The following is a 24276-nucleotide window of genomic DNA, read 5'->3' on the forward strand; positions in this document are numbered from 1 at the left end:
GTCTCCAATGGTCCGTGTAGTACTATCGAGAATCACTTTGCTGAAAAGTGTCTTTTTCTGCCGGTCATTTCTCTATCGGAAGAAAAAACGACGAAGGAAGGAATGTGTCACACACGAAATCCGAATAACCGGAATAGCTTGGTGTAAAAGAAAAGAGGGAATCTTAAGATTCCCTCTTTTCACATTTTCTCTTCTATTAGCTGCCGTCAGAGAGCCGGATCGGGAGCTTCGCCACTGTCGCTGCCACCGGAAGGAGGAGTTACTCCACCGCCTTCATCAGGATCGGGAGCTTCACCTTCACCAGGCGTTATCGTTCCGTTGCCTCCGGAAGGCTTTGAGGGAGCCGTAATACCTTTACGACGATTATAAGCAGCTTTTGTTTCGGCTATGACTTGGTTGAGAGCAGTAAGAAACGCTGAAGCTTCCGTTATGGAGGGAGTCAGTATATTGACAGCGGTTATGTGCATCACCAAGTCATCGTAGAGTGAATCAAGCTGCGCACGCACAGTCTTTGAGTCCGCAACCGATTCTGCTGTACGAGTAACGGAACGGGCGTCTGTCAGTGCCGAATAGTTTTTATTGGCGGTTTCGAGTGCCGTTAATATGGCATCCAAATTGAGTGCCGTAACGGCGGTTTTCACGGCTTCCTTGCGGAAATCAAGCAGTAGTCCGCTGATGGCTGCCGTTTCCTCCATATTGCGCATGCGTGCCAGTCCGGTATAAGGGCGCACCGTGATTTCCAAGGTATTATATGCATCTCGTTGCGCTGCCAACGGTGAGTTTTTGGCCGCACGGACAGTAGCCAACAAATAACTGACATACGAATCGCGTTCGGCATCCAGTTTCAGTAAATCCTTTGTTTCGGCGTTGGCCGTGGAACGGTTCACCAGGTCTTCCATTTGTACCAACTTCGGCTTGATGCTGTTCACGATGTTTGTTACTGTCAGTTTGGAAATACTTCCTGCGGTGAGGAGTGTCAGCACACGATTCATGAAATTGGTGTACTCAGTGTTGTTCAGTTGTGACAGTGTGATACCGTCTGCTTTTTGATAACTTCCCATAATTTTTTCTTTCGGGATTCATACTTGTTCTATCTATCTCTGAAAAATTCGAAGTCCGGACAAGCCCGCGAAATGGTTGCTGTAAATTCGCGGACGTTTTGCATACCTGTGAAAGCATTTTTTAAAATTTGCAGGCGTTTTTCAAGCTTGCAAAAGCGATTTAAAAAGTTTTCCGGCATTTTACAAGCTTGGGAAAGCGTTTCTGGAAGTTTGCAGGCATTCAGCAGGCTTGGGGAAGCGTTTTGAGAAGTTTGCGAAGGCAAAGATAACTAAAATCAGCTGATTTAACGAACAAAAATTCACCAATTCCTGCCGTCTTCTCAAAGAAAAGAGGGAGGAACCGGTGAATTTCTATGGTTTTCGATGCCGAAGCATCCTGTGATTCATCTCCGATGTAATTATCCCTGCACCGAAATGCAGGGTTCTTATCGAAGGAAGTTGAGTTTTTTATTCAGCCAGCGGGTCAAAAGTACCGTTTGCGCCACCGTTGTTGTAATCTCCCCAGCCGATGGTTTGCAGCAATGTACTATTATTACCCTGGATACCTTGATGGAAACCAAGGATATAATACCTTGGAAGGAACGCGATATACAATGGAGAATGGCTATCATCATAAGAATCGCCTTTCTTTGTCTTACGGGTCAAATAATTTGAATAAAATTCTTTCAGCCTATCCTGTTCGCTGGCAAGATCCTTTCTCAAATCCATTGCAGCCGGACGGGTAATTCCAGCTTTTACTAACGGATCGTCGTCAACATTTGTTCCACCAATGCCACCGTTTACAGTTGTACGGAATTCAAGATTCTCGCGACGTTGTCCGTTGAGTGGCTTAAAACCAAGATATGTACATGTGTTTCCACCCCAGCCAGTCAGTTTCCAAGTAGCAGGCGCACCTTCAGGAAGTTCTATGCCGCCATCAAACAACATCCAGCGACGCATATCATCGAAACGTTTTCCTTCGTATGCCAATTCAATTTGACGTTCATACATGATAGCTGCCATACATTTAGCTTGGTCACCGTCCAAACCTGCTTCCAATCCATAATTATTTTCAGCTTTATAACCAACACGAGCACGGATTTTTTGTAATTGATCAACGGCAACTCCCATCTCACCCGCATTACATGCTGCTTCTGCATAATTAAGTAATACTTCCGCATATCTAATCTCCATATACGGCGCGGCAGAACGTGTGAATCCCCCGGACTTTTCATCATAGACATAACGGGCAATAGCATTCACATCTCTGTCATCAGAGCGTTTACGTACATAAAAACCTTTTACATCATTAAGGAGACCATCAGCGCCATAGGTCACACTGCTATTGGCTTCAATATCATCTACATAAGCTGCATCCGTATACCAGGTATAGTTCCAAAGTTCATAATCAGGACCATTGTGCGGGTATCGGTTCCCTTGTGTCGTAGGATTACCGACAAACGACCAACGAACTCCCGGGAAAGCGAATGTACGATAGAAGCGCGGATCACGATCGACGAAAGGAAATTCGCGATAATAAGGTATATCTGATTTAGTTAACGTATTGTATGTTTCACAAGTTGCAGGTATCTTGCCGTCAGACATAGGAAACATATCTACCAACATGGCGGAAGGTGTTTTGCCACCTCCTCCTCTAGCATTGTACGGCCGGATGCCATTTTCCCATGTATTATTCTTACGATAATCAGGAACTCCTTCCGTCAGCGTGTTGTGTAGCGTTACAAATACAGCTTCTTGACTCGGCACTTCAGTAAAAAGATTAGCCCAACCGGAAGCGTTCACACCGGGATTACTTTCATTAGCCAAGCCATATCCGGCAGCTGTCAGCACGTCAATAGATCTTTTTATATCATTGTAAGCCTGTGTCCAACGAGACAAATCATTGGAGCGATTAAATAACGGACTGGCATATAGTACACGTACTCGACCCAACAAAGCCACTGCTGTACCGGAAGTAACACGACCGTAATTATCACCAGACATCCATTGTCCGGCTCCCGTAAAAGGTGCTAACAATGTTTCAGCTCTCTCCAAATCGTCACAAATAAATTTGAAACAATCCTTTGCGGAAGAACGGGGAACAACAGAACTTTCAACAGGTTCCTGTACTTCCGTAATGATGGGCACACCACCATACCATTTCACCAAATTATAATAGCACCATGCACGAAAGAAGTAAACCTGCCCTAACAACTCATTCTTTTCTTCCTGCGAAAGCGTGCTTCCTTCAATGCCTGCAATGACATCATTAATATTACGAATACGTCCATAAGCGGAAGTTATAGGATCACCTTTCGTTCCTTCAAAGTAATCAGGTACAGGATTATTTCCGGTTTGATAAGTCAACGGCTTGAGTGGATCGACAAAAGCACTGAATCCACTATATTCTTCAGTCGACTTAGATTGGTCGTCTGCTAAACCGGTACTGTTATACATTGAACTGGGAGTAGCCTTAGGATCTGGCAGACATACTCTATAAACATCTGCTACACGTCCCAGTGCACCACTCCAATAATTATAAGCATCGGCAGTAGTGCTGTCAAAGTTCTGCTTGTCTTGCATGAACTGGTCGCTACAAGAAGTAAACGCAGTCATCGCCCAAAAAGCTACGCTGATACGGAATATATTTTTTCTTTTCATTTTACTGTTCTTTTAGAATGTTAAATTAACACCAATCGTGAATTTACGCAGGGTAGGATAATTCCCATAAGTAGTCATCGGATCAATAAAATTATCCGGATAAGGATTATAGAAACTTAATAGATTCTGTCCTGTAATGTTAAAACGGCAACTTTCGATACCTATCATTTTTGTATATTTTGACGGTATACGGTAAGCTAATGTAACGCGATTCAGTTTGACACGTGTTCCGCTTACTCTCCAGAAAGAAGAAGTTACTGCATTCACGCTGCCCCATCTCAAGTTCGGATATTTTCCATTGCGATTGGCTTTCACCACTACATTACCTGCTGCATCTACTACGTCGTTATACACAAACATATTGTCTGTAGTCCAGAACGAAGGCATATTTGCATATTCCAAATCATTATACTTATTAGCCGATGTTCCTTGGTTTCCTAAAGAAATTGCATCATCAGGCAAGAAACTATAACCACCCCAGCTCGCATTAAACTGAGCTGTCAAAGAAAGCCCCTTCCATTCTGCGTTCAGGTTCATTGTCATGCTGTAAGGATTGCTTCGGTTGGACAACCGCACCTGGTCATCTTCAGAGCTAACCACACCATCCGGTCCGGCGTATGTACCATCATCTTGTCTGGCTCCACGCACGTCTTTATAAATCAACATACCCGGTTTTACATCTTCTTTAACGTTACCCATATAGGAAGTAATATTGTACTTGGCAAAATACTCGTCAATATCCTGATAGCTGCGGAACATACCGATACACTGCATACCCCAGATGCCTTGATCCAAACGATCACCCTTCTTATAGCTCTTATAAGTAGGCTTCTGATCCCAGTCTCTTACCAAAATCTCATTATCACTATACCCGGTGTTCAACTGAATTTTATACTTAAAATCCTTACCTATCTTGTCTCTCCATGTAGCAGACAGTTCGATACCATAAGTATTCAATTCTCCATAATTCACTTTCGCAGAATTAGCTCCCACTGTAGATGGAACAGAGGCATTATAACTAAGCAACATCTCACGGTTCCATTCATAGTAAGCGTCAATATTGAATGATAAACGATTATCGAGAACATTGAAATCAAGCCCCAAATTACCTTTATAAGATTTATCCCAATGAGCATCCCGATTGATTGCTGCATTGTTTTTATTCATTGTGAGGTGACTACCGGCATTGGCCTCTGTACTAGTGCCAAATACTGGCCCTTTATCCTTATCTGTTCCGTAAGTCTGCAACCATTGCCATGCTGTTGTATTATCACGACCGGTCAAACCAAAAGATGCACGCAACTTTAAGTAATCAATCCATGTAACGTTCTTAGTAAACCATTCTTCTTGTGAAACCACCCAACCAGCAGATACTGACGGGAAAAATCCCCAATAATTTTCAGGAGCAAACTTGGTGGAAGAATCCGAACGAAGCAGGAACTCCAGTAAATATTTGTTATCATAAGAATAATTCAAACGACCGATATAAGATAAATTACCCGACTCAAAACGAGTGAATTCTGTACTAGGAGTACTATTCCAGTCTACCGAATTAGATTGTCCTGTCGTAAATTCGTATGGGTTAGTAACCATACCGTACAAATATTCTGTTTCTGATTCAGACTTTTCAATGGAGAATAAACCTCCTACAGAATGTAGTCCGAAATCCCTATTATATGCTGCAGTAAAGTTCATCTGATAGTTATCCGAACGAGTCATGGAACGAGACAAATATCCAGTAATATCACTTGTACTGGAGTTAACCACCGGTTTTCCACTATTTGCCAAATAAAAACTAGTATTTTCAAATGCACTGTTATCCGCTCCTTCAATTGGAGTATACAAATGTTCTCCACTACCAGAACGAGTCTCCAAATAATAAAGATTATAAGAAGTACCATAATCATTTGTCTTATTCGTATTGACACTCTTCGAATAAGTAAACTTCAATTTCAGTCCTTTCAACCATTTATTCCATCCGAAATCGTATTCCAACCCGGCATTAATATTCATGTTTGATGTCATGTTTCGTTTATAGTCGCCATTATTCTGAAGTACATTGAAATTGTAATTCTGAATATTACTTACCGATGAATTAGTAGGACCGTAAGCAGCTACCGCATATTCACCCACATATTCGGGAATATAATAAGGATGTGTCAACAGCGTATTGTAATCTTTCTCTGCAGACGAACCTCCGACCTGATTCAGAGGAGTATTTTTCTTTCCATAATCACCGGAGACCTGTACATTCGCTTTTATCCACTTGCTGATTTTCACATCTACACCAGCACGGTAATTCCAACGATTGTAATCCAGCTTACCTAAGTTACCATCCTGATCAAAATAAGAAATTCCGGCAAAATAACTGGCTTTTTCAGTAGCACCGCTCAGGTTTACACTATGCTGCTGCGTCAATGCGGATTCCCAATATTTATCCAGTAAATCATAGTGCAAACTTTTCATGGCATTCAACTCATCCTGCTGAAAAATAGCTCTTAACGGATCAATACTTGTCTCCGTCGGGTCAGCCATACGTACTGCATTCCATAACTTGCCATACTCATACGCATTCAACATCTTAGGACGAGATACTTCATCTGTAATACCAAATGTTCCATTATATGAAATTTTAGGCGCACCTAACTTTCCCTTTTTTGTGGTTACCAGAATAACACCATTTGCTGCACGAGCACCGTAAACTGCTGCAGAAGCATCCTTCAAGATAGAAATACTTTCCACAACTGATGGATCTAAGTTGTTAAACGCTTCCGCACCCAAATTAGTATAAGTACTTCCCACTTTTACTTCCGTAGGATAAATGTAACCATCAATAACATACAATGGCTGCAGGTTGGTACCTCCCATTTCTTCCAACTCACCATTCTGACGAATAGTAATCGTAGCGTTTTGTCCCGGACGAGTATCACCTCCGTTTACAGAGATACCATTTGCCAAACCGCTCAATGTACTGGCCAAACTTCCACTTGAAATATCCTGAATATCATCAACGGGAACAGTGGCGATAGCACCAGTCAAATGCGCTTTCTTCTGCGTACCATAACCCACAACTACAACTTCATCCAATTGCTGCGTATCTTCCTTCAAGATGATCTTTGTCAATTTGAATGGAGCAGAAAAACGTTGTGGTACATATCCTATATAAGAGATTTCCACTTCCTTACCATCAGGAACATTCAATGTGAAATTTCCATCTAAATCCGTTATTGTTCCCACTGTTGTTCCTACAACCTTTATGGCAGCTCCAATAATAGGTTGCTCGGTCTCATCCAGCACAACTCCTTTGAATGTTTTAGTATTCTGTGCTATTGTCGGCAAAGCCATCACAAAAGCTAGAAGCAGGCTGATACTGATTCTATATATATTCTTATGTTTCATCTTTATCGTATTCTAGATTTATTATCTTTTTAATTTAACCAACGCGGGTCGCCACTACCATGAGCAAATACTTCGGGAGCACTCGGAGTAAAATCACCGTTTGCAGCATCAGCGAATCCCGGATCCACGCCATAAGCAGAATTGCTCTTATCACCATCCGCACGATTTGAAGTCTCATCCAGTGGCAATGCGCCATTGTACCAATAACAGTTATTTTCAAAAGTTGCAGCTACCTTTGTACCCTGCATTCTTATACGACGATTGAAATTTCCCGAAAATGAGTCAATAAACAAATTGTTCTTTGAAATTACCTCATTATGTGTCTGTGACCAACCATTGCCATTAAAACTCTGTCCGGAATAGGAGAGATTATAGAATGTATTGCTTATAAATGTCATCGATCCTCTTGACCAACCATCATAACTGGTTGTTTGTCCACCTCCATAACGTAAAAAACGAGAACCGTTTTGGTTATGACTATAAATCGTAGAGTTACTTATTTCGAAGTCTTTCACAATCGAACTGCTAGAGTTAAAGTTTATCAGGTCAGCAGCTTGATAGCAATCTATTACACAATTTCTGATTGCAAAATTTTGAATACCATACTTCTTTCCGTTAATGTGAACTAAGTATTTTCTAACAGCCTTGATATTGCAAGATTGAATAACCATAGGATTAGTTACTTTTCCATGATCGGTTCTCTTTGTATCCAATATCTCTTCCGGAACATCACCAAACTTTAAAAAAGCCCCATCTGTCACTACATCACAATCAAAGTTGATAAACTTCAAGGCTAATCCTCCACCACAAGTAATAATAGAAGCCGGAGCAGTGAATTTCACATTCGCATTCCCGCGTGTTTTATTTCCGCGCAACTGTACATTATTTACGCCAAAGTTCAAATCTCCTGAAATATAATACGTCCCTCCTGCTTCCAGTTCGAAAGCAACTTCTGTATCTTTTCCCGTAGTCACCGGATGTTCAGCAAAATATGTAGTCAAGTCTGTACCATTAGGAACAAGCGTTGCGGCAACAAGTGTAGACCAACTGATTTCAGTGGCGGAAACGGAAGCTGTATTATTCAACTTTTCATTCCCCAATGCTGCAATCTCAACCTTATAGTTCGTATCTTCTACCCAAGGACATACTACAGCCGTCCCGTCTACAATACTGTCCTTCACTACAGCTACAGGATGATCAGGGTCATCTACAATGTACATAGAAAATTTATAACCACCTGCCCCCATAACAACAGACCAAGTAACTTTTACATTATTTTCAGTTGTAGCCAGTTTTTCAAAAGCCACATCCGATGCTTTCGGCGAATCCAATTGCGTATTCGTCACGCCACCGGAGAAGGTTTCTTCATCAAAACCATCTCCAGCACAAGAGCCCATAAATAAAATCATCGATAAACAAGCTATGCTCCCGACAACTTTCATTTTAATCTTCATCTTACTCTTCATAGATTAAATTTTAATTTAAACAAAAATAATATATTATATCTTCAAAATCTAAAAGTTCTTTTAAGGAAAGACGTACAATCAAAAAATATGTAATCACTTAAAAGAATAAAAAAATAGATTTTGCACTTTTTTCTCTCTTAACTATATCATAATATCCTCCTATCTCTGTTGAAACACCTCTTTCAAATACTTAATATTCGTACCATAATTCTTTTTCACGTTCCGCACGTCATTCTTGTCACGCGAACGTTCTACCACCAGCCATCCACTCCATCCCATCTTATCCAGTGTCTTTTTCACCTTATTCATGTCCAATCGTTCATTATAAGGTAAAGTCACTCCATCTGTGTCCGTACAGTGAATCTGGCAAATCCTCTTTTTCCCCAGAATCTTCAACTCCTTGCACAAATCCCTTCCATTCTCCAATGCATTTTGAAATTTAAAATAGATCTTGATTCCGGGAGAATTAATTTCTTTCAGTAGTTTCACATCTCCTTTTGCATCCAGTTGAGTTTCAATACCAATCACCACTCCTTCAGAAGCTGCCATATCTCCTACCTCCTTCAAGCGTTTTACAACTTCTGTCCGTAGTGCCGGAATCTTTTCCCATCCGGCTTTGATTCCTCCCAAAGGAAGAAAGGCTACTTTGGCATTCATCACTTTCATGGCATGAAGGCAATCCTGAACTAAATCTTTATAATTAACCCGCTCCAGAAAAGACTGTCCATAGAAACCGGACATAGCAATAGAAGAAACTTCTAATTGATATTTTTGAGCAGTTTCACGAAATAACTGCTGGAAATGGGGCTCGCGCAATTTATTATCAAACATTTCCCTCTTGCCAAGACCACCCATATCCAATTCTACACCGTCACCATTCAATTCATGTACCAATTGGAATGAACCGATTTTCTGACGTTTCAGAATCATCCAGTCACATACGGCTATTTTATAACGTTGTTCCTTTTGCTGCGATCCGGCAATTGCCAATAGAGGAAAACACTCTGCAAGTATCAATATCCAAAGGATATGTTTAAATAAATTTCTTCTCATTTTTTATTTTATTGCATACGATTTACATAGTAGACGTACGGAATAGATTTTTGTAATCACCTATAAAACAGAGAATAACTAAAAATACTACGGAGTATAATTTAATAAAAGTAAGATAGTGACGGTATCCAAGACAAATAGTGACGCTATCTTGGTCCGATACCGTCACTATCCCAAGCATATACCGTCACTATTTCCGATGAAGTAATAACAGAAATAAATGTAAAAAAATAGGCTGCCGAACTATAAGAAGTCCGACAGCCCTGTCAACCCAAAAACGATACCTATGAAACACTGTGTGTTATTTCAAATCAAACTTTAAATATTTGCCGTGAACAAGTTCATCATGTGTGATATGATATTTATTGAACTTCTTGCCATTCAATAGTACCTTATCAATATATAAAGCTCCTGGTTGAGTCCGATTGGTTTCAATCACCAGTTCGTTCTCTTTATACCATTTCGGATCTAACCGGATCGTTACCTTATTAAAGACCGGAGTCGTCAATGTATATTCGGGCAGTCCGGGACAATCCGGATAAAAACCGATCATATTGAAAATAGCCCAGGAAGACATCGTTCCCGTATCATCATTTCCTGGAATACCATCAGGTTTTGTTGTAAAGTACTTATCTAATAAACGCTGCGTCTCTTTCTGCGTACGCCATTCTTCACCTTTAAAGTATGAGAATAAATGAGCATAAGCAATATCCGGTTCATTTGCCGGGTCGTAAAGTCCTTTGTCAAAAACCATTTGTAGTTTATCAATAAAAGGTTTCTTTCCCCCCATTAATTTCGCCAAGCCATATACATCATGTGGTACATAGAACGTATAATTCCAGGAACTACCTTCATGGAAACCGGGATTCGGTTCAAAGTTCTCTCCTTGTCTCGGATTAAACGGGCTATAAAACGTTCCATCGGGGAGAATCGGACGGAAAGTACCAAATTCTTTACTATAATAATGTTTGTATCCTAAAGAACGTTTATAGAACATCTCTGCATCTTTCTTTTTACCTAAAGCAGCTGCAAAACGAGACAATGCAAAATCGGCAATATAATATTCCAATGCATGAGAGACGGAATTGTCATACTGTTCACGAAGGGGTACATATCCTTTAGACATATAATCATCATTATCAGGACGCATCAAGTTTTCCGCCCCCGGTAACGTAGCAGATTTGTACATTGCCTCATAAGCCAAATCAACATCAAAGTCACGCAAACCTTTCATCCAGGTATCTACAATTACCGGAATACTCGGATCACCTTCCATTGTCAATGTTTCTCTGCCATATAATTCCCACTTAGGCAACCATCCATGTTCACGATACATATCAAGCATTGTGCGCACCATTTCCATCTGACGTTCCGGATAAACCAAGGTCAACAATTGATGAACATTGCGGTAGGTATCCCAAAGAGAAAATACGGTATAGCGATCACCTTTGGTTGTCAGGATCTTATCACTTTCCATTGCCGGATATTCTCCGTTTACATCCTGCAAAATATTAGGATGAATCAGCAAATGATAAAGCGCTGTATAAAACACAGTCTTTTGGGCATCTGTACCACCTTCCACTGTTATGCGTGACAAGTCATCATTCCATTTGGAACGTGCTTCCGCATGAATCTTCTCAAAATCCTTTCCAGCCTGTTCACGATCCAGATTCAAACGGGCATTTTCTATGCTTACAAAAGAAACTCCCATTTGTACTTCTACTTGTTCACCTTCTTCTGTATCGAAGGAGAAATAAGTACCAATGTCATCTCCTGCTATTTCTTTTCCGTAGCGAGTATAAAGTTTATACTTTCCCTGATCCTTATCCCATTCAGCCTCAACCCCCATCATCGGACGTTGTTTCTTCCAATACCCTGTTGCAGAAGGATTCTTTTTAACCCGCAATACAAAGTAAATAGGGAATACAGCTTGAGGATTATAACAAAATGTACCAAGTAGTTTGACTCCTTCCACTTCGCTATCGCTTACACGACGAAGCATAGCGCCACTCTCATTCGTTAACCCCTCACCCAGATTCAGCAGGATGTGGCTTTTCCCTTTTGGGAAAGTAAACCGGGCAATACCGCTACGCGGAGTAGCCGAAACTTCTGTTTTTACATTATATTTAGTCAGATAATTAGAATAATAGCCCGGTGAGGCCTGTTCATCCTTATACTTACTACCATATTCTTTATAATCCACATTCAGTTCTCCGGTAGTAGGCATCAATAATAAAGAACCTAATTCCGGACAACCGACTCCACTCAAATTCACATGAGCATATCCGGTAAAGAAACAATTTGTATATTCATAAGGCGTAGACCACCATCGGGCATCTTTATCGTATGTGTTTTCGGAAGATCCCATCACATTGAAAGGAACCACAGACATCATACCATTGGGGCAAATCGCTCCCGGATTGGTCGTTCCGAAATTTGTAGTTCCGATAAAAGGATCCACATAATCTATCAAAAGACTTTTATCCGTATTTTTAAGGGGAGGGCTCCCCCCTTCCCCCGCATAGGCGGAAAGAAGGGAAAAAGCAAGTGTGTAAGTTAATATAATACGTTTCATATCTTTATTAAATGATACTCGTTCGTTTCGTAAAATCGATAATCTCTTTTATATATCCGAAGGCCATACCTACCACAGTATCTGCCGCACCATAATAAACAGCAACACGTTCACCATCTTGCAAAGCAGCACAGGGGAATACTACATTAGGAACGTCACCCTGAAGTTCGTAAGGAGCAGCCGGACCTATCAGATATTCACGTGTACGGTAAAGAACTTTTTCCGGATGATCTTTATCCAATATGGCAGCTCCCATAGCGTAACGGAAACCATTACAAGTAGTGATTACACCGTGATAGAACAGCAACCAGCCTTCATCTGTAAGGAAAGGAACTGAACCTGCACCAATCTTTGTACACTGCCAAGCGCTTTCCGGGAAAGGAGTCACTTTCATTACACAGCGGTGTTCACCCCAATATTTCATATCCGGGCTATAGCTGATGTATATATCGCCAAACGGAGTATGTCCATTATCACTGGGACGACTCAACATCGCATACTTGCCATCGATCTTCTGCGGGAAAAGTACACCATTACGATTGAAAGGCAAGAAAGCATTTTCGCACTGGAAAAACTCCTTAAAGTCAAAAGTATAGGCAATACCAATCGTAGGGCCATGATAGCCATTACACCAAGTCACCCAATAACGGTCTTCAATCCATGTAACACGAGGATCGTATTTATATTCCGACTCAATCATTTCCGTGTTACCTGCTTTAAACTGAATAGGTTCATGATTGATATCCCAATGAATTCCGTCCTTACTAAAACCTGCAAAGATATTCATCTGTACAGCTTTGTTATCACAACGGAATACGCCTGCAAAACCATCCTCAAAAGGAACAACAGCACTATTGAAAATACTATTAGATGAAGGAATATGATAACGTCCGATAACTGGATTTTGTGAGTAACGCCACATAACGTCCGTACATCCGACAGGACGATCTTCCCAAGGAATTTGAATTTTATTCATAATCGTTGATTTTATATTATTTATTTTTTGAGTCATCATACGTGAAAGGTATGAAATAAGTAATCAGAAAAGCTGGAATAGTTGCAATTAACACATAGATAAAGAAATTACGATATCCTAATAAGTCACTAAGATAACCACTAACCATTCCCGGAAGCATCACTCCCAGATTCATGATTCCTGAAGCAAATGCGTAATGTGACATTTGATGTTTGCCTGGAGCAATCTGTTGCATCATAAACAACGTCAGTCCGACAAAACCAAAGCCATAACCAAAATATTCCATTGTTATACAAGTTCCGATCAGATATACATTAGTAGGCTGTGCAACTGCCAAAAAAGTATAGGCTACAAACGGAAGATTAAAAATACAGCAGAGAGTAAATAGTGTCTTTTTCAATCCGAACTTAGAAACATAAATACCTGCCAACAATGAGCCTAAAACGAAAGCAGCAGAACCAAAGATACCATTTAGCGTGCCGATCTCTGTTAACGACAGTCCTAAGCCGCCTACATCCCTTGAAGCACGTAAAAACAGCGGAGCTATTTTCATGATAAAGCCTTCTGCCAAACGATATAAAATAATAAAACAGATGTAATAAAGAATATGCTTTTTAGTAAAGAAGTTAGCAATGACTGCTACCAATTCGTGCCCAACCTCCGATGCAGTTTTCTTTGTTGTTGACGGAACCTGTGTAGAAGGTAACATTTTTATATGATAAATACCGATCAGTACCATTATTGCCGCAATTACGCCGAAAATAATCATCCATGCAGATGAATACGCTCCTTTGTTAGCATCTATCGAAGCACCTTCTATTGCTCCGAAGTGCTCTGCCAATGCTCCTGCCATAGCAACTAATCCTCCATTAGCAACCAATTTGGCTACATTATAAAAAGCACCCTGCACTCCGATATATTTTGCCTGATCTTCTTTGTTCAATTCAGCCATATATACACCATCACAAGCAATATCGTGCGTTGCTCCACTAAAGGCAATCACTGCCATCGTAGAGATACTTATGGCGAAAAAGTAATCGAAAAACAAAGAAAAGGCTACTACTCCAAACAATACACCACTCAATAATTCTGTAATCAATACGAAGAATTTTTTCGTCCGATACATTTCAAGAAAAGGACTCCACAAAAATTTCAGTGTCCAAGGCATCATAATCAGAGAAGTCCAGAATGCAATTTGCGTATCCGAAATTCCAAGATCCTTAAACATGAAAACAGAAACCAGATTAATAGCAATAAAGGGAAGTCCCATTGCAAAATAAGCAGTAGGTACCCAGCAAGCCGGGTTAATAGTTTTTCGTTGAGAAGCAGTTTTATTCTGTTGCATAAATCATAGTATATAGATGAAAAAATTCATTTTTCTGACCCATCTATATATAATACAACTAAAAGGGGGAAACTACTAACGTCTCCCCCCTACTTTTTTTATTTTATTATCACTTCGTCTATAAAAAACCACGAAGGATGGCCTACACCATAATGCCAAGTCGGACATTCTTTTGTTCCGGTGACTTCTACTTTCACATAACGAGTTTTTATCGGTTCGGCTGATTCAGCCTTGACTCCACGGAATTTTACCTCACCGGTACGTTCTTCCGGTAAATCAATCGTTTTCCAATGTGTATAATGCTCACCGTCTTCAGCGTATGAATAAACCACCTTTAGAGGAAAAAGAATCCAGGCCCCTATTTGATGAAGAAAATCTGTTTCCACACTATGTATCTCTTTCGCTTCGCCCAAATCTATAACGAATGCACCATCGGTTCCTTCCCAACCAATCCAGCTATCAACAAAGGTTGCTCCACCAAACAAACCGTCAACCAATGCGTTTTTTCCTAATGCCGCATATTTTCCCGTAGGAGGAATTAGATAAGTAACTTTTGCGCCCAAAGCCAAACTTTTTTCTTTTTGCGGCATGTAACGTTCCCTATACAATTTGCAATAGTCTACCGGTGAATTGGAACGTTCATTCAATGTAGGAACTTGAAACTCTTTCACGCGTTCCTCAAAAAGGTCTAACTTTTTATTGATATCTACCAAATCTTTTTCTGTCTCCGTTCGTGCTATTTCCAGTTCTGAATACTGAATTGGCAGGCGTGCCCGTTGAACTCGTTTTAAGAAATCTGGTTCTGCTGCAACAGCCTTTTCAGCCAAATCAAATAAATGATTATAACGACGCATCAAAGCAGGCTTTAGCATGCCATATTTATGTGATACGGGTGAATCATATATCCACAACCTCTGTCCACTACCGATTAATGCGCCTTCCATTATCTTTATGTACTGATAAAGATATGGCGCTGCTTCCCCATAATATCCATGCAGAAAATGTTGCATCAATGAGTCTACATTAACTTCTGGATTCCACATTAACTTTGACACTAAATAAGCGCGAAGTTCTGCAAAATCTCCTCCCCTGCTCCCTGCTATTTGAGAGAAATGCATGGTGGCATGATTCTTTTTGAAAAGACGGATATTGTCCTGTAAAATATGGAAATTAGGAAATGGAGCCAGATAATTATCAAAGTTAATACCGTAATCCCACACGAAAATATTATTGGTAATCTTAGACCATCCTTCCATGGCTTTCACAAACTCTTTTCCCGAAGCATTCTCCGTCAAAGTTACTTCACGGTCACAGTCAATATCACACAACATAATATTCACATTCGGCAAAGGTTTCACATGTTTCGGAGGATTCATAGTATATAGATAAGCCAATGTGGAAAATTCTTTATCCGGGAAACGGGCAGCCAACTTATTCAGAAAAGTGATGATACTTCCTGATAATGCTCCTTCATAATCATCAATTGCCTTACAAGCATCACACGTACAATTTGTATAATTACCATCATTCTGACTTACAGACATGATATGCTTATCTGGATTTGCTTTGAAAATAGAATCAACACGTTGAGCTACAATCTCAAAAACCTCCGGATTACTCAAACACCACTGACTGGCCTTTCCCGGGTGGCGTTTTCCTTTGAAGTAAGAATAATATTCCGGATGTTCTTTCCCATAAATGAATGAAGGCAGAAGCTTATCAAAAGTATGCACCCAATAACCGGCAGCAAACACTTCATTCGGTTCCTCTAAACGATTCCACCACTTATAAATAGAGTCTGTATGGATAGCATAACATTGTGTCTGACGGTAACGAAAGCCCGGATTCTCGACTTTATTAATGAAGGGTAAGTTCACCGTTTTTGAAGGGGTAAGAGAATATTCATTCTCTCCCCAATAATCGATACCCAAATATTGCTCCAATAAAGTAACAACCCCATATACAACACCGTTTTCTTTACCAGATATTTTTAGAATACCATCTTGAGTAGAAATAGAGAATCCATCCTCTGTTACTTCCGCCGAAGATTGACCACCAATGAGAATATCTCCTTTTCGAGGAGTTTTATCATTTTCAATAGGAAGTGCAACTCCCGAAATTTCAGTAAGAAAACGTTGTAAGAATTGCGCTGACGTCTTACTATTTGGCATCTTGTCCTGCACAATGATGCGAGCACTACTTTTGCCATCTTTTACGAGTGTTATTTGTGCTGAAACAGTACCACATACCACCAGCAAAACAGATAATAACCAATGTTTCATGTTTGTTAGAATTTAAGTTTATATGAGCATTTACTAGAAGTACAATTCAGGAGAATAAAGTTCTAATAAATTATGGATACTTTAACATATAAAAAAGAGGATATGCCTCTGCGACATATCCTCCTCTTTCAATGATTTATTAGCCTAGAACATTTTATTTATCAAATCGGATATTATGTTCCCACCTTTGAAGTGCACCATTAGATGTTGCATTGTGTCCGTTTCCTGTGGCATCTCTAAAGGAAGTGCCATCTCCTTCATCCATTGGCCAAAGGGCAATCAAATTAGGATTCTTAGGATTAACTTCAAAATACATATTGTTTGCGATCTCCGATTCTGTACGAGCTACTTTCCATAGGCGAACCTGACTCATAGCACAATTATTACGGAAATAGCTACCACTATCCACTATTTTCATAAAATCAAAGCGTACGCTTCCACCTTTCGGTGCAGGAGGATCAAAGAAGGTATCTTGTTTTCCATTCCTATAAATGGTAAGTGTTGTTCCATTATAAACGAAAGCCCAATGATACCAAGTGTTTGCTTCCAAATCACTGGCTGTTTGTTTTTGACCTCCCAAAGACTTTATCTGTAGATAATTGTAAGGCCTATTGGCATCTCCAAAACGGATATAGATTTCATGATCATTACTTCCGGAAGTGAAAATAGCCTGATTATTTATACTATAACCATCCATACGTACCCATGCTTCCAATGTCCATGCATCTACTGTAATTCCCCAATCCGTTTCAGGAAGTGTTGTTACATTTCCGGCATTACCACGTAATACAGGAACAGAAACATTCAAAGGCTTAGCTAATACATAAATAAATTTACTTTGAGCTTTTGATTTTACAATATTACCTTTTATAACATTTCCTAATGTAAGAGGAATGGCATAAGTAATACCATTAGTCACAAAATCATCCACATGAAGTCGATAATTAGCACTAATTTCACCTGCCGGAATTATCACTGTCGCATTCTTTGGAAGCATATCGGCTGGCAAGACTTCATATTCCGTACCGCTAGTTGCATTGTATTCAGCCAGTAATTCAGGAGAGAACTGGATTTCCACTTCCACATCTTCCATAACTTTTTGAGCTAAACGCACAACAACGTTAATGTCTGCACCATCATCCATGGTAACAGTAGTAGCATTGTTTGTACCAGCCGCATCTGTTATGTAAAGGCTGTTTGACTGTGCCTTGTATTCTGCATTCTCACATCCTATAAGAAAGAATGCTGACAATGCAATCATAAGACTTGATAAATAGATATATTTCATAATTTTCATTCTTATAAAATTCGTTTAATCATTATTCTTCGTTGGCAGCATTCATGCGATCATAGAAATTCCTATATATGTTTGTAATTCCCTGACGCAAGAAATAATATTCCGGTGAACCATCATAATCGCCCTTACCTTGTGCATAGTCAAAGCCTACACGATAAAGACCACATCCACCAATTAACTGGTCTATTTCATAAGGTTTTCCATTAACAGTATAAGTATTTTTATATACGTAGTTTGACATACCCAGGAATCCTCCTCCAGTATTAGCATACGATTCAAAATTCTCGGTAGCTATGGTTCTACGGACAATTTCATCCGGAGTAATAATCCCCTGTTGTATCCAATCATCCATATCACGCAACACGCCTGTCATTCTATAATCTGCCATTCCACCATAAGCTTGCAATACAAAATAGTCTACATAGTATGAAAGCCATTCTTTATCCATACCTGTTCGGATTCCAACCTCACCGTCAATCAAGAAAAGAAGGCGTTTCTCTGGCATAGGGCGATCTCCACGATCGCGGTTAGGATCCATAGCACCATGTCCAAACCAGTAGGAAAGTTCCTCGACAAAAATAGTTCTCTGTACTTTATTTGACCAAAGCGGACCAACTCCCATTCCACCACCAGGCTCATAATCCCAGTCATAACCATCATATCCACATTCAAGACAAGCTTTATAAATATCCTCTGCATAGGCTTTAATTGCAGGTCTCACCTTTTCTGGATCACTACTGGTTCCAGCTTCATGATAAATTTCTTTATCTGGAAGGTCGTCGCCTATATTTTGAGAAAATAAGGTAACAACAACCTTTGTGCCTTTCACTTTTTGTACATATTCCATATCAGCCTTTCGCTCCGAAGTTAATTCAAATTTCGGATGCCCACCCCAGTTGGAAGCAATGGTTACAGAATCAGGTAGACCTCTCAAGCTATTTTCACCAGTAGGAGAAGTTCCTGTCCAATTGTCGAACCAAACGAACACTTGTGGAAGTCCCGGTGTTTCTTTCCACTTGCGCAAAGCAGCATAATACTCATCAGTTTTAATTGTTTGATTCAAATCAACATCATTAATAGATTCCACATCCGTACATCCAACGAAGAATATAGCGGCAAATGCAAATCCGAATGCATTTTTTATATGCTTTATATTCATATTCTATATTTTATCAGGTTAAAAATTAATTCTTTTTCGCCCACCACAAATCTGTAGCTCCGGTGTCCGGACCACCTAACATAGTTGCAATAGCTGCTTCTACATTGGCTGAGTTACTAGATTTTTCCGTTGTAGGATATGGTAAACGACGTACCATACGTTTACTATCAATATCACCGATATAACCAACAGAGCTTAGATTATCTCGCGCCGTAAACAATTCAGGATAACCAGTTCGGCGATAATCACACCACGCTTCGATTCCCAATGGATAGTTGGCAATCCATTTTTGAGTAATAATCTTCTGAAGTTTATTACTTCCGTTTTCCCATGCAACAGTAGGAACATCAGTAAATGAAATATTATTTTGAGAGTTCCATCGATCTGTATACCCTTGAGGAACAACTGTACTTGAAAGATAATCACCAATCTCTACGCCATATTGATTCATTGAAATTTGAATACCTTGTTCATAGTAACTCTTAGCTGCCGCTGTTCCACCTGCAATCCATCCTTGTAAAGCCGCTTCAGCTTTTAAGAAATAAGTCTCTGCCGCATAAAAAACTGGCATAGGAGAAGCATCTGTTACAGCTGGTTTAGAGTACCTTGCAGCACTACCTTCAACGCTTTTACTTGTATCTTTAATACCCATACGTACACCACGATACTCTCTATACGAAGTCGAAGTATTCATATATTTGCTGATACGTGGATCATTATATCCATTCATGTATGCAGAAAGTGTTGCATTGATAGCTAAATCACCCCAATCTGAAGCAATCCAAAATGGGTTATATGGCATAGATGGAAAAAAGGCATTATCATCATTAGATTCTATTACTCCGCCATCAATCGCTTCCGCCATCATTTGTTTGGCATATTCTGTATCTTCAGTATTAGAAGCGATACGTACGGCCATACGAAGTTTTAATGAGTTAGCGTATTTGATCCATTTGCTAAAATCACCATTATATATGATATCATATTCGGCAACAGGTACTTCTTTTCCTTCATTTTCCTGAACAAATGCCGAAAGTACATTGATACTACGTGTCAAATCATCAAACATATTATGATAGAGTGTTTTCACATCGTCATATGCCACTTGGAATTCTCCTTTTCCCATTTCAGAGTAAGGGATAGGACCATAAATATCAGCTACACGAAGCATAACACCGACCCGCAGAATAGATGCCCACGCATAAATATATCCGGTACCTCCTGTAGATTCTTTTATTGTCTGGAAATTCGGATAAAACTCTGTAAACATATCTTTATAAGGAACATCTACCCAGTCAGCACTAGGATTGAATGTTCCAAAATTAGTACCATTCCAAGGAGCAGTTGTTGCAAAATACCCGCCATACTGCCCTACCATTTGTTCAGTGTGTTGACTGTTATTTTCCTGACAGGCATTCAATAAGCGAGTCATAGCCACAAACAACGTACCGACCCGTTCCGTCGGAGTCATATCTTCGGGATACACGTCTGTTGGATGTGTGTTTAATTCGTCAAAGTTTCCCGTACATGAAGCGAATAGCAGAGTAGTAGTGAAAGCTGCCACGCTTACAGTCTTAATTATATTGAATCTTTTCATCATTCGTTGCTTTATTAGAATTGTACTTTTATACTAAATCCCATGTTTCTCAAGCTAGGTTGCATGAAATAATCCACACCAGTATAGAATGTACTGGTAGATGACGCAACCAATTCAGGATCGAACGGTGCCTTACAATATATCATGCCCAGATTATTTCCGATTAAACCTAATGTTACATCAGCAATGTTATACAACCACTTTTTAGGGAGTGTATATTCAAGACTAACCTCCTGCAAACGAATATTGGTTGCTTCATATACATAGTGGTCACCTTCACCAGTACCAGCCGCTACTATGCCGAGATAATCCTTAGCGGATACATTTCTGTTATTGATGGTTACTCCTCCAGCCTGACGAAGTTGTGCGCTATATTCGGAAACACCACAACGATCAAGGAAAGCTTGTGTATTAGATACAACCAAACCACCAAAACGTCCGCTTAACAATATATTCAGACGTAAACCTTTATAAGTAAATGAGTTTCTCCATCCTAAATTAACCTTTGGAAGCAATGAACCGATTTTCTTATATTCGGTTTCCACCATACTTGGCAAACCTGTCTTGGCATCCAAATAGATATAACCATTATTATCGCGTTTAAAGTCACGGTTGATATACAGGTCTCCCATAGAACCACCTTCTGTCAGGCGTACTACCGGTGAAGTAGAGCCTCCTAATCTTGCTTTGTCTACATAAGGCATTTCAATCGGTTCCCCCGTAATTCTGTTTGTAACACCATCAGCCAATCTTTTAATTTTATTCTTATTATAAGTAAAAGTAAAATTACTGGACCAACCGAAATCACGCCACTCATTTTTATATCCTAAGGCCATCTCTATACCTTGATTCTGTACACTACCTGCTTGGATGTTAACAGCCGTATACCCAGAACTTGCCGGAAGAGGCGCAGCGAATGTTTGGTTACGTGTATCAGAGTTGTAATAAGTAATATCAAAATTCAATGTATTCTTGAAGAAACGCATATTCAATCCCGCCTCATAAGATTTAGTAATTTCTGGTTTCAAATCAGAGTTTGGATACAAGGATTCTGCTTTATATTGGTCAAGCTGATCATCATAAACATAACGTACCTTTGTCAAATATGGATCATAGGCATTACCCACCGAAGTGAAAGAAAAACGTGCTTTTAAGAATGAGAACCATTCAGGCAAATCAATAACTTCACTCAAAATGCTTGAAAGACCAATAGAAGGATAGAAAAACGGTTTATTTCCTCTTTCTGAAAGAGCCAGAGAAGAATCCCAGTCAGCACGTCCGGTGAGACTTAAGTAGAGAAAACTTCTCCAGCCTATTTCCGCATTGGCAAAAACTGATTGTGTCTGACGCTTTAAACCATCAGCATTTACTTTATAATAACCACTGCGTGTAAGGTTTTCGATGGTAAAATGATTAGTTACATTGTTCAAGTCTCCATGTAAAGAAGTCAACTCCATACGAAGATCCTTAATAGAAGCACCCAAATTGGCCGTTACATTAAATTCATTGAACGTTTTATTGAAGTTCGCCAATACATCAGCATACACTTGTCTGTCTAGACGGTTTTCTTCTTTATATCGCCCTTTTGGACCAGCAAAATTACCGACCGTACCTGCGTGGAATTTTTCGGTGTATTTACTTTCGGTGTTATCGATGCTCACACGTCCTTGTACATTTAGCCCTTCAATGATATTATATTGTAGACTAGCAGCCAATTTATAACGTCTTCTATCGTTCTCACGATTCATACGATTCATAATCCAATAAGGATTTTGAGACGAAACACCGCCTAAATCACCATATGGCCAATACTGAGTATTTACACCCGACAAATCATCATAACGTTCGTATACAGCTACATCAGAAAAATCTTCGCCACGTGGGAACAAGTACAAAGAAGTAAGCGGGTTAAAATACTGCCCTTGCGATACCATATTCTTATCGTTTTGAATAATATAGTTAGCACTTGTATCCAAAATAAACTTATTATTCAAGAAGTTGGTAGTATTACGGAATGAGAAATTATATCTATCATAGTCATTATTGGGCATAATGCCTGTTGCATTAGTTGTGGCTACAGAGATATAGCTTTGACTCTTATCATTACCTGTAGAGAGAGAAAGTGCATTGGATACATTGCTTCCTGTATTAAAAAAATTTGCAGGATCGTATCTCTTATCAGTTTCTAATCCCCAGCTCATCATTTCACCTGTCATATTACCATAAGTGTTTTGAAACTTAGGCATCATCATAGGATCACTGAATGTGGTATTATTACTATAAGTCACGGTTGTCTTATCAGCACGTCCCTTCTTGGTAGTAATTAATACTACTCCATTAGCTCCTTCATATCCATACAATGCAGCTGCAGAAGGTCCTGTCAACAACGACATGCTCTCAATATCATCCGGATTAATGTCAGCTATTGATTCACTGCTCGGTTGTGTAGCCATAGCTCCATCACCCCCGGAAGAAGCACGATTATACATTGGAATACCATCAATCACATAGAGAGCGTTATTATTCTGCGTAATAGATTTAGCACCTCGCATTACAACCTTTACACCACCGCCTGGACCTGAAGCACTAGAATTAATCTGTACCCCTGCTGCTTTACCAGCCAGTGCTCCCATAAAGTTAGTACTCTTTACAGTTGTAAGTTCATCCCCTTTCACCTGTTGTACATTATACGTCAATGCTTTCTCTGACCGCTTGATACCCAATGCAGTAACAACTACTTCATCCAATACTTGCGTATCTTCTCCTAGGGTAACTTTCATGGGTTGTGCGTTGGTAAGTGTGATTGCTTGGGAGAAAATCAGTTTCATATACTTTTTCTAGATCCAATTCTTGTTAGATAAATAGATTAGATGTTCTATTTTTAAGATATCAGGCTAAATACAATTGAGCAAAATCAATGAATGAAAGAAAAAGTTAGTAAGATTGCACATGAATATGCAGTAATTAAATTGTTTTTATTCATATATGCGGTATGAATATTCGATAAAAGACGTTTTCTCAGGAATGTTCCACACCGAGAATCACTTCGTTTCTCGGTGTGGAACATTTTGATTCTTTAAATGGAACCTAACAAATCATTTAAAGAATAATAATAACTTGTTTTATAGTAGTTGTTTTCTTCTAGTTAGTGCCGATAATACAAAGAACGGAATCTTTTCATTTGATTAATATTGTCAATATTAGATACTATTCTATCACTACGCGGGCGATAAAAAGAATAATTTGCAATAATATTATCCTTTTTTATTTGAATTACGTTTGGCTAAAGTGGAAATCCCTGCGGTTTTCAAAACACTCCTGATAACAAGATGCATATTCTAAATTATAGGTAATCTGAATATGCGTTTTTTAATATTATACTCACTTTTATCCTATATCAATTATTGGTCCATTTTTCATTGTACA

At 39.5% G+C, this 24276-nt stretch carries 13 protein-coding genes; all 13 read right to left on the reverse strand.

Features of this window, described 5'->3' with window-relative positions; genetic code table 11:
- Positions 1–206: 206 nt before the first annotated feature.
- Positions 207–1061: a DUF6261 family protein gene (locus DW173_RS02300; protein ID WP_004311799.1), complete on the reverse strand. Its 855-nt coding sequence runs from the start codon at positions 1059–1061 to the stop codon at positions 207–209.
- A gap of 447 nt (positions 1062–1508) precedes the next feature.
- Positions 1509–3701, reverse strand: a complete 2193-nt coding sequence (locus DW173_RS02305) for a RagB/SusD family nutrient uptake outer membrane protein (RefSeq protein WP_004311798.1) — start codon at positions 3699–3701, stop codon at positions 1509–1511.
- 12 nt (positions 3702–3713) lie between these two features.
- Complete coding sequence (locus DW173_RS02310; RefSeq protein ID WP_008640535.1) at positions 3714–7100, reverse strand: SusC/RagA family TonB-linked outer membrane protein; 3387 nt, start codon at positions 7098–7100, stop codon at positions 3714–3716.
- Between the two features lie 29 nt (positions 7101–7129).
- Entirely contained in the window at positions 7130–8566 is a 1437-nt protein-coding gene (locus DW173_RS02315; RefSeq protein ID WP_008640536.1) for a DUF4992 family lipoprotein, read from the reverse strand.
- Positions 8567–8725: 159 nt separating this feature from the next.
- Entirely contained in the window at positions 8726–9619 is an 894-nt protein-coding gene (locus DW173_RS02320; protein ID WP_120143608.1) for a sugar phosphate isomerase/epimerase family protein, read from the reverse strand.
- 301 nt (positions 9620–9920) lie between these two features.
- Complete coding sequence (locus tag DW173_RS02325) at positions 9921–12194, reverse strand: GH92 family glycosyl hydrolase (protein ID WP_120143610.1); 2274 nt, start codon at positions 12192–12194, stop codon at positions 9921–9923.
- A gap of 7 nt (positions 12195–12201) precedes the next feature.
- On the reverse strand, positions 12202–13170 hold the full coding sequence (locus DW173_RS02330; protein ID WP_004318517.1) for a 1,4-beta-mannosyl-N-acetylglucosamine phosphorylase: 969 nt from the start codon (positions 13168–13170) through the stop codon (positions 12202–12204).
- 16 nt (positions 13171–13186) lie between these two features.
- On the reverse strand, positions 13187–14515 hold the full coding sequence (locus tag DW173_RS02335; RefSeq protein ID WP_004306233.1) for an MFS transporter: 1329 nt from the start codon (positions 14513–14515) through the stop codon (positions 13187–13189).
- A 98-nt stretch (positions 14516–14613) separates the two neighbouring features.
- Positions 14614–16797: a DUF4838 domain-containing protein gene (locus DW173_RS02340; protein WP_120143612.1), complete on the reverse strand. Its 2184-nt coding sequence runs from the start codon at positions 16795–16797 to the stop codon at positions 14614–14616.
- Positions 16798–16951: 154 nt separating this feature from the next.
- Positions 16952–18085 (reverse strand): DUF1735 and LamG domain-containing protein, encoded by a 1134-nt coding sequence (locus DW173_RS02345; protein ID WP_008022210.1) that lies wholly within the window; start codon positions 18083–18085, stop codon positions 16952–16954.
- A 31-nt stretch (positions 18086–18116) separates the two neighbouring features.
- Positions 18117–19253 (reverse strand): glycoside hydrolase family 18, encoded by a 1137-nt coding sequence (locus DW173_RS02350; protein WP_015531207.1) that lies wholly within the window; start codon positions 19251–19253, stop codon positions 18117–18119.
- Between the two features lie 25 nt (positions 19254–19278).
- Positions 19279–20853 (reverse strand): SusD/RagB family nutrient-binding outer membrane lipoprotein, encoded by a 1575-nt coding sequence (locus tag DW173_RS02355; RefSeq protein WP_015531208.1) that lies wholly within the window; start codon positions 20851–20853, stop codon positions 19279–19281.
- Between the two features lie 11 nt (positions 20854–20864).
- Entirely contained in the window at positions 20865–23678 is a 2814-nt protein-coding gene (locus tag DW173_RS02360; RefSeq protein WP_120143614.1) for a SusC/RagA family TonB-linked outer membrane protein, read from the reverse strand.
- Positions 23679–24276: the final 598 nt, after the last annotated feature.

This window comes from Bacteroides sp. AM16-13 (genome assembly GCF_003602705.1).
In the GTDB taxonomy this organism is placed as follows: Bacteria; Bacteroidota; Bacteroidia; order Bacteroidales; family Bacteroidaceae; genus Bacteroides; species Bacteroides xylanisolvens.

What these genes read in the sequence shown, in the direction of transcription:
- DW173_RS02300 (WP_004311799.1), bottom strand. Translation starts at nt 1,061, where the DNA reads ATGGGAAGTTATCAAAAAGCAGACGGTATCACACTGTCACAACTGAAC.
- DW173_RS02305 (WP_004311798.1), bottom strand. Translation starts at nt 3,701, where the DNA reads ATGAAAAGAAAAAATATATTCCGTATCAGCGTAGCTTTTTGGGCGATG.
- DW173_RS02310 (WP_008640535.1), bottom strand. Translation starts at nt 7,100, where the DNA reads ATGAAACATAAGAATATATATAGAATCAGTATCAGCCTGCTTCTAGCT.
- DW173_RS02315 (WP_008640536.1), bottom strand. Translation starts at nt 8,566, where the DNA reads ATGAAGAGTAAGATGAAGATTAAAATGAAAGTTGTCGGGAGCATAGCT.
- DW173_RS02320 (WP_120143608.1), bottom strand. Translation starts at nt 9,619, where the DNA reads ATGAGAAGAAATTTATTTAAACATATCCTTTGGATATTGATACTTGCA.
- DW173_RS02325 (WP_120143610.1), bottom strand. Translation starts at nt 12,194, where the DNA reads ATGAAACGTATTATATTAACTTACACACTTGCTTTTTCCCTTCTTTCC.
- DW173_RS02330 (WP_004318517.1), bottom strand. Translation starts at nt 13,170, where the DNA reads ATGAATAAAATTCAAATTCCTTGGGAAGATCGTCCTGTCGGATGTACG.
- DW173_RS02335 (WP_004306233.1), bottom strand. Translation starts at nt 14,515, where the DNA reads ATGCAACAGAATAAAACTGCTTCTCAACGAAAAACTATTAACCCGGCT.
- DW173_RS02340 (WP_120143612.1), bottom strand. Translation starts at nt 16,797, where the DNA reads ATGAAACATTGGTTATTATCTGTTTTGCTGGTGGTATGTGGTACTGTT.
- DW173_RS02345 (WP_008022210.1), bottom strand. Translation starts at nt 18,085, where the DNA reads ATGAAATATATCTATTTATCAAGTCTTATGATTGCATTGTCAGCATTC.
- DW173_RS02350 (WP_015531207.1), bottom strand. Translation starts at nt 19,253, where the DNA reads ATGAATATAAAGCATATAAAAAATGCATTCGGATTTGCATTTGCCGCT.
- DW173_RS02355 (WP_015531208.1), bottom strand. Translation starts at nt 20,853, where the DNA reads ATGATGAAAAGATTCAATATAATTAAGACTGTAAGCGTGGCAGCTTTC.
- DW173_RS02360 (WP_120143614.1), bottom strand. Translation starts at nt 23,678, where the DNA reads ATGAAACTGATTTTCTCCCAAGCAATCACACTTACCAACGCACAACCC.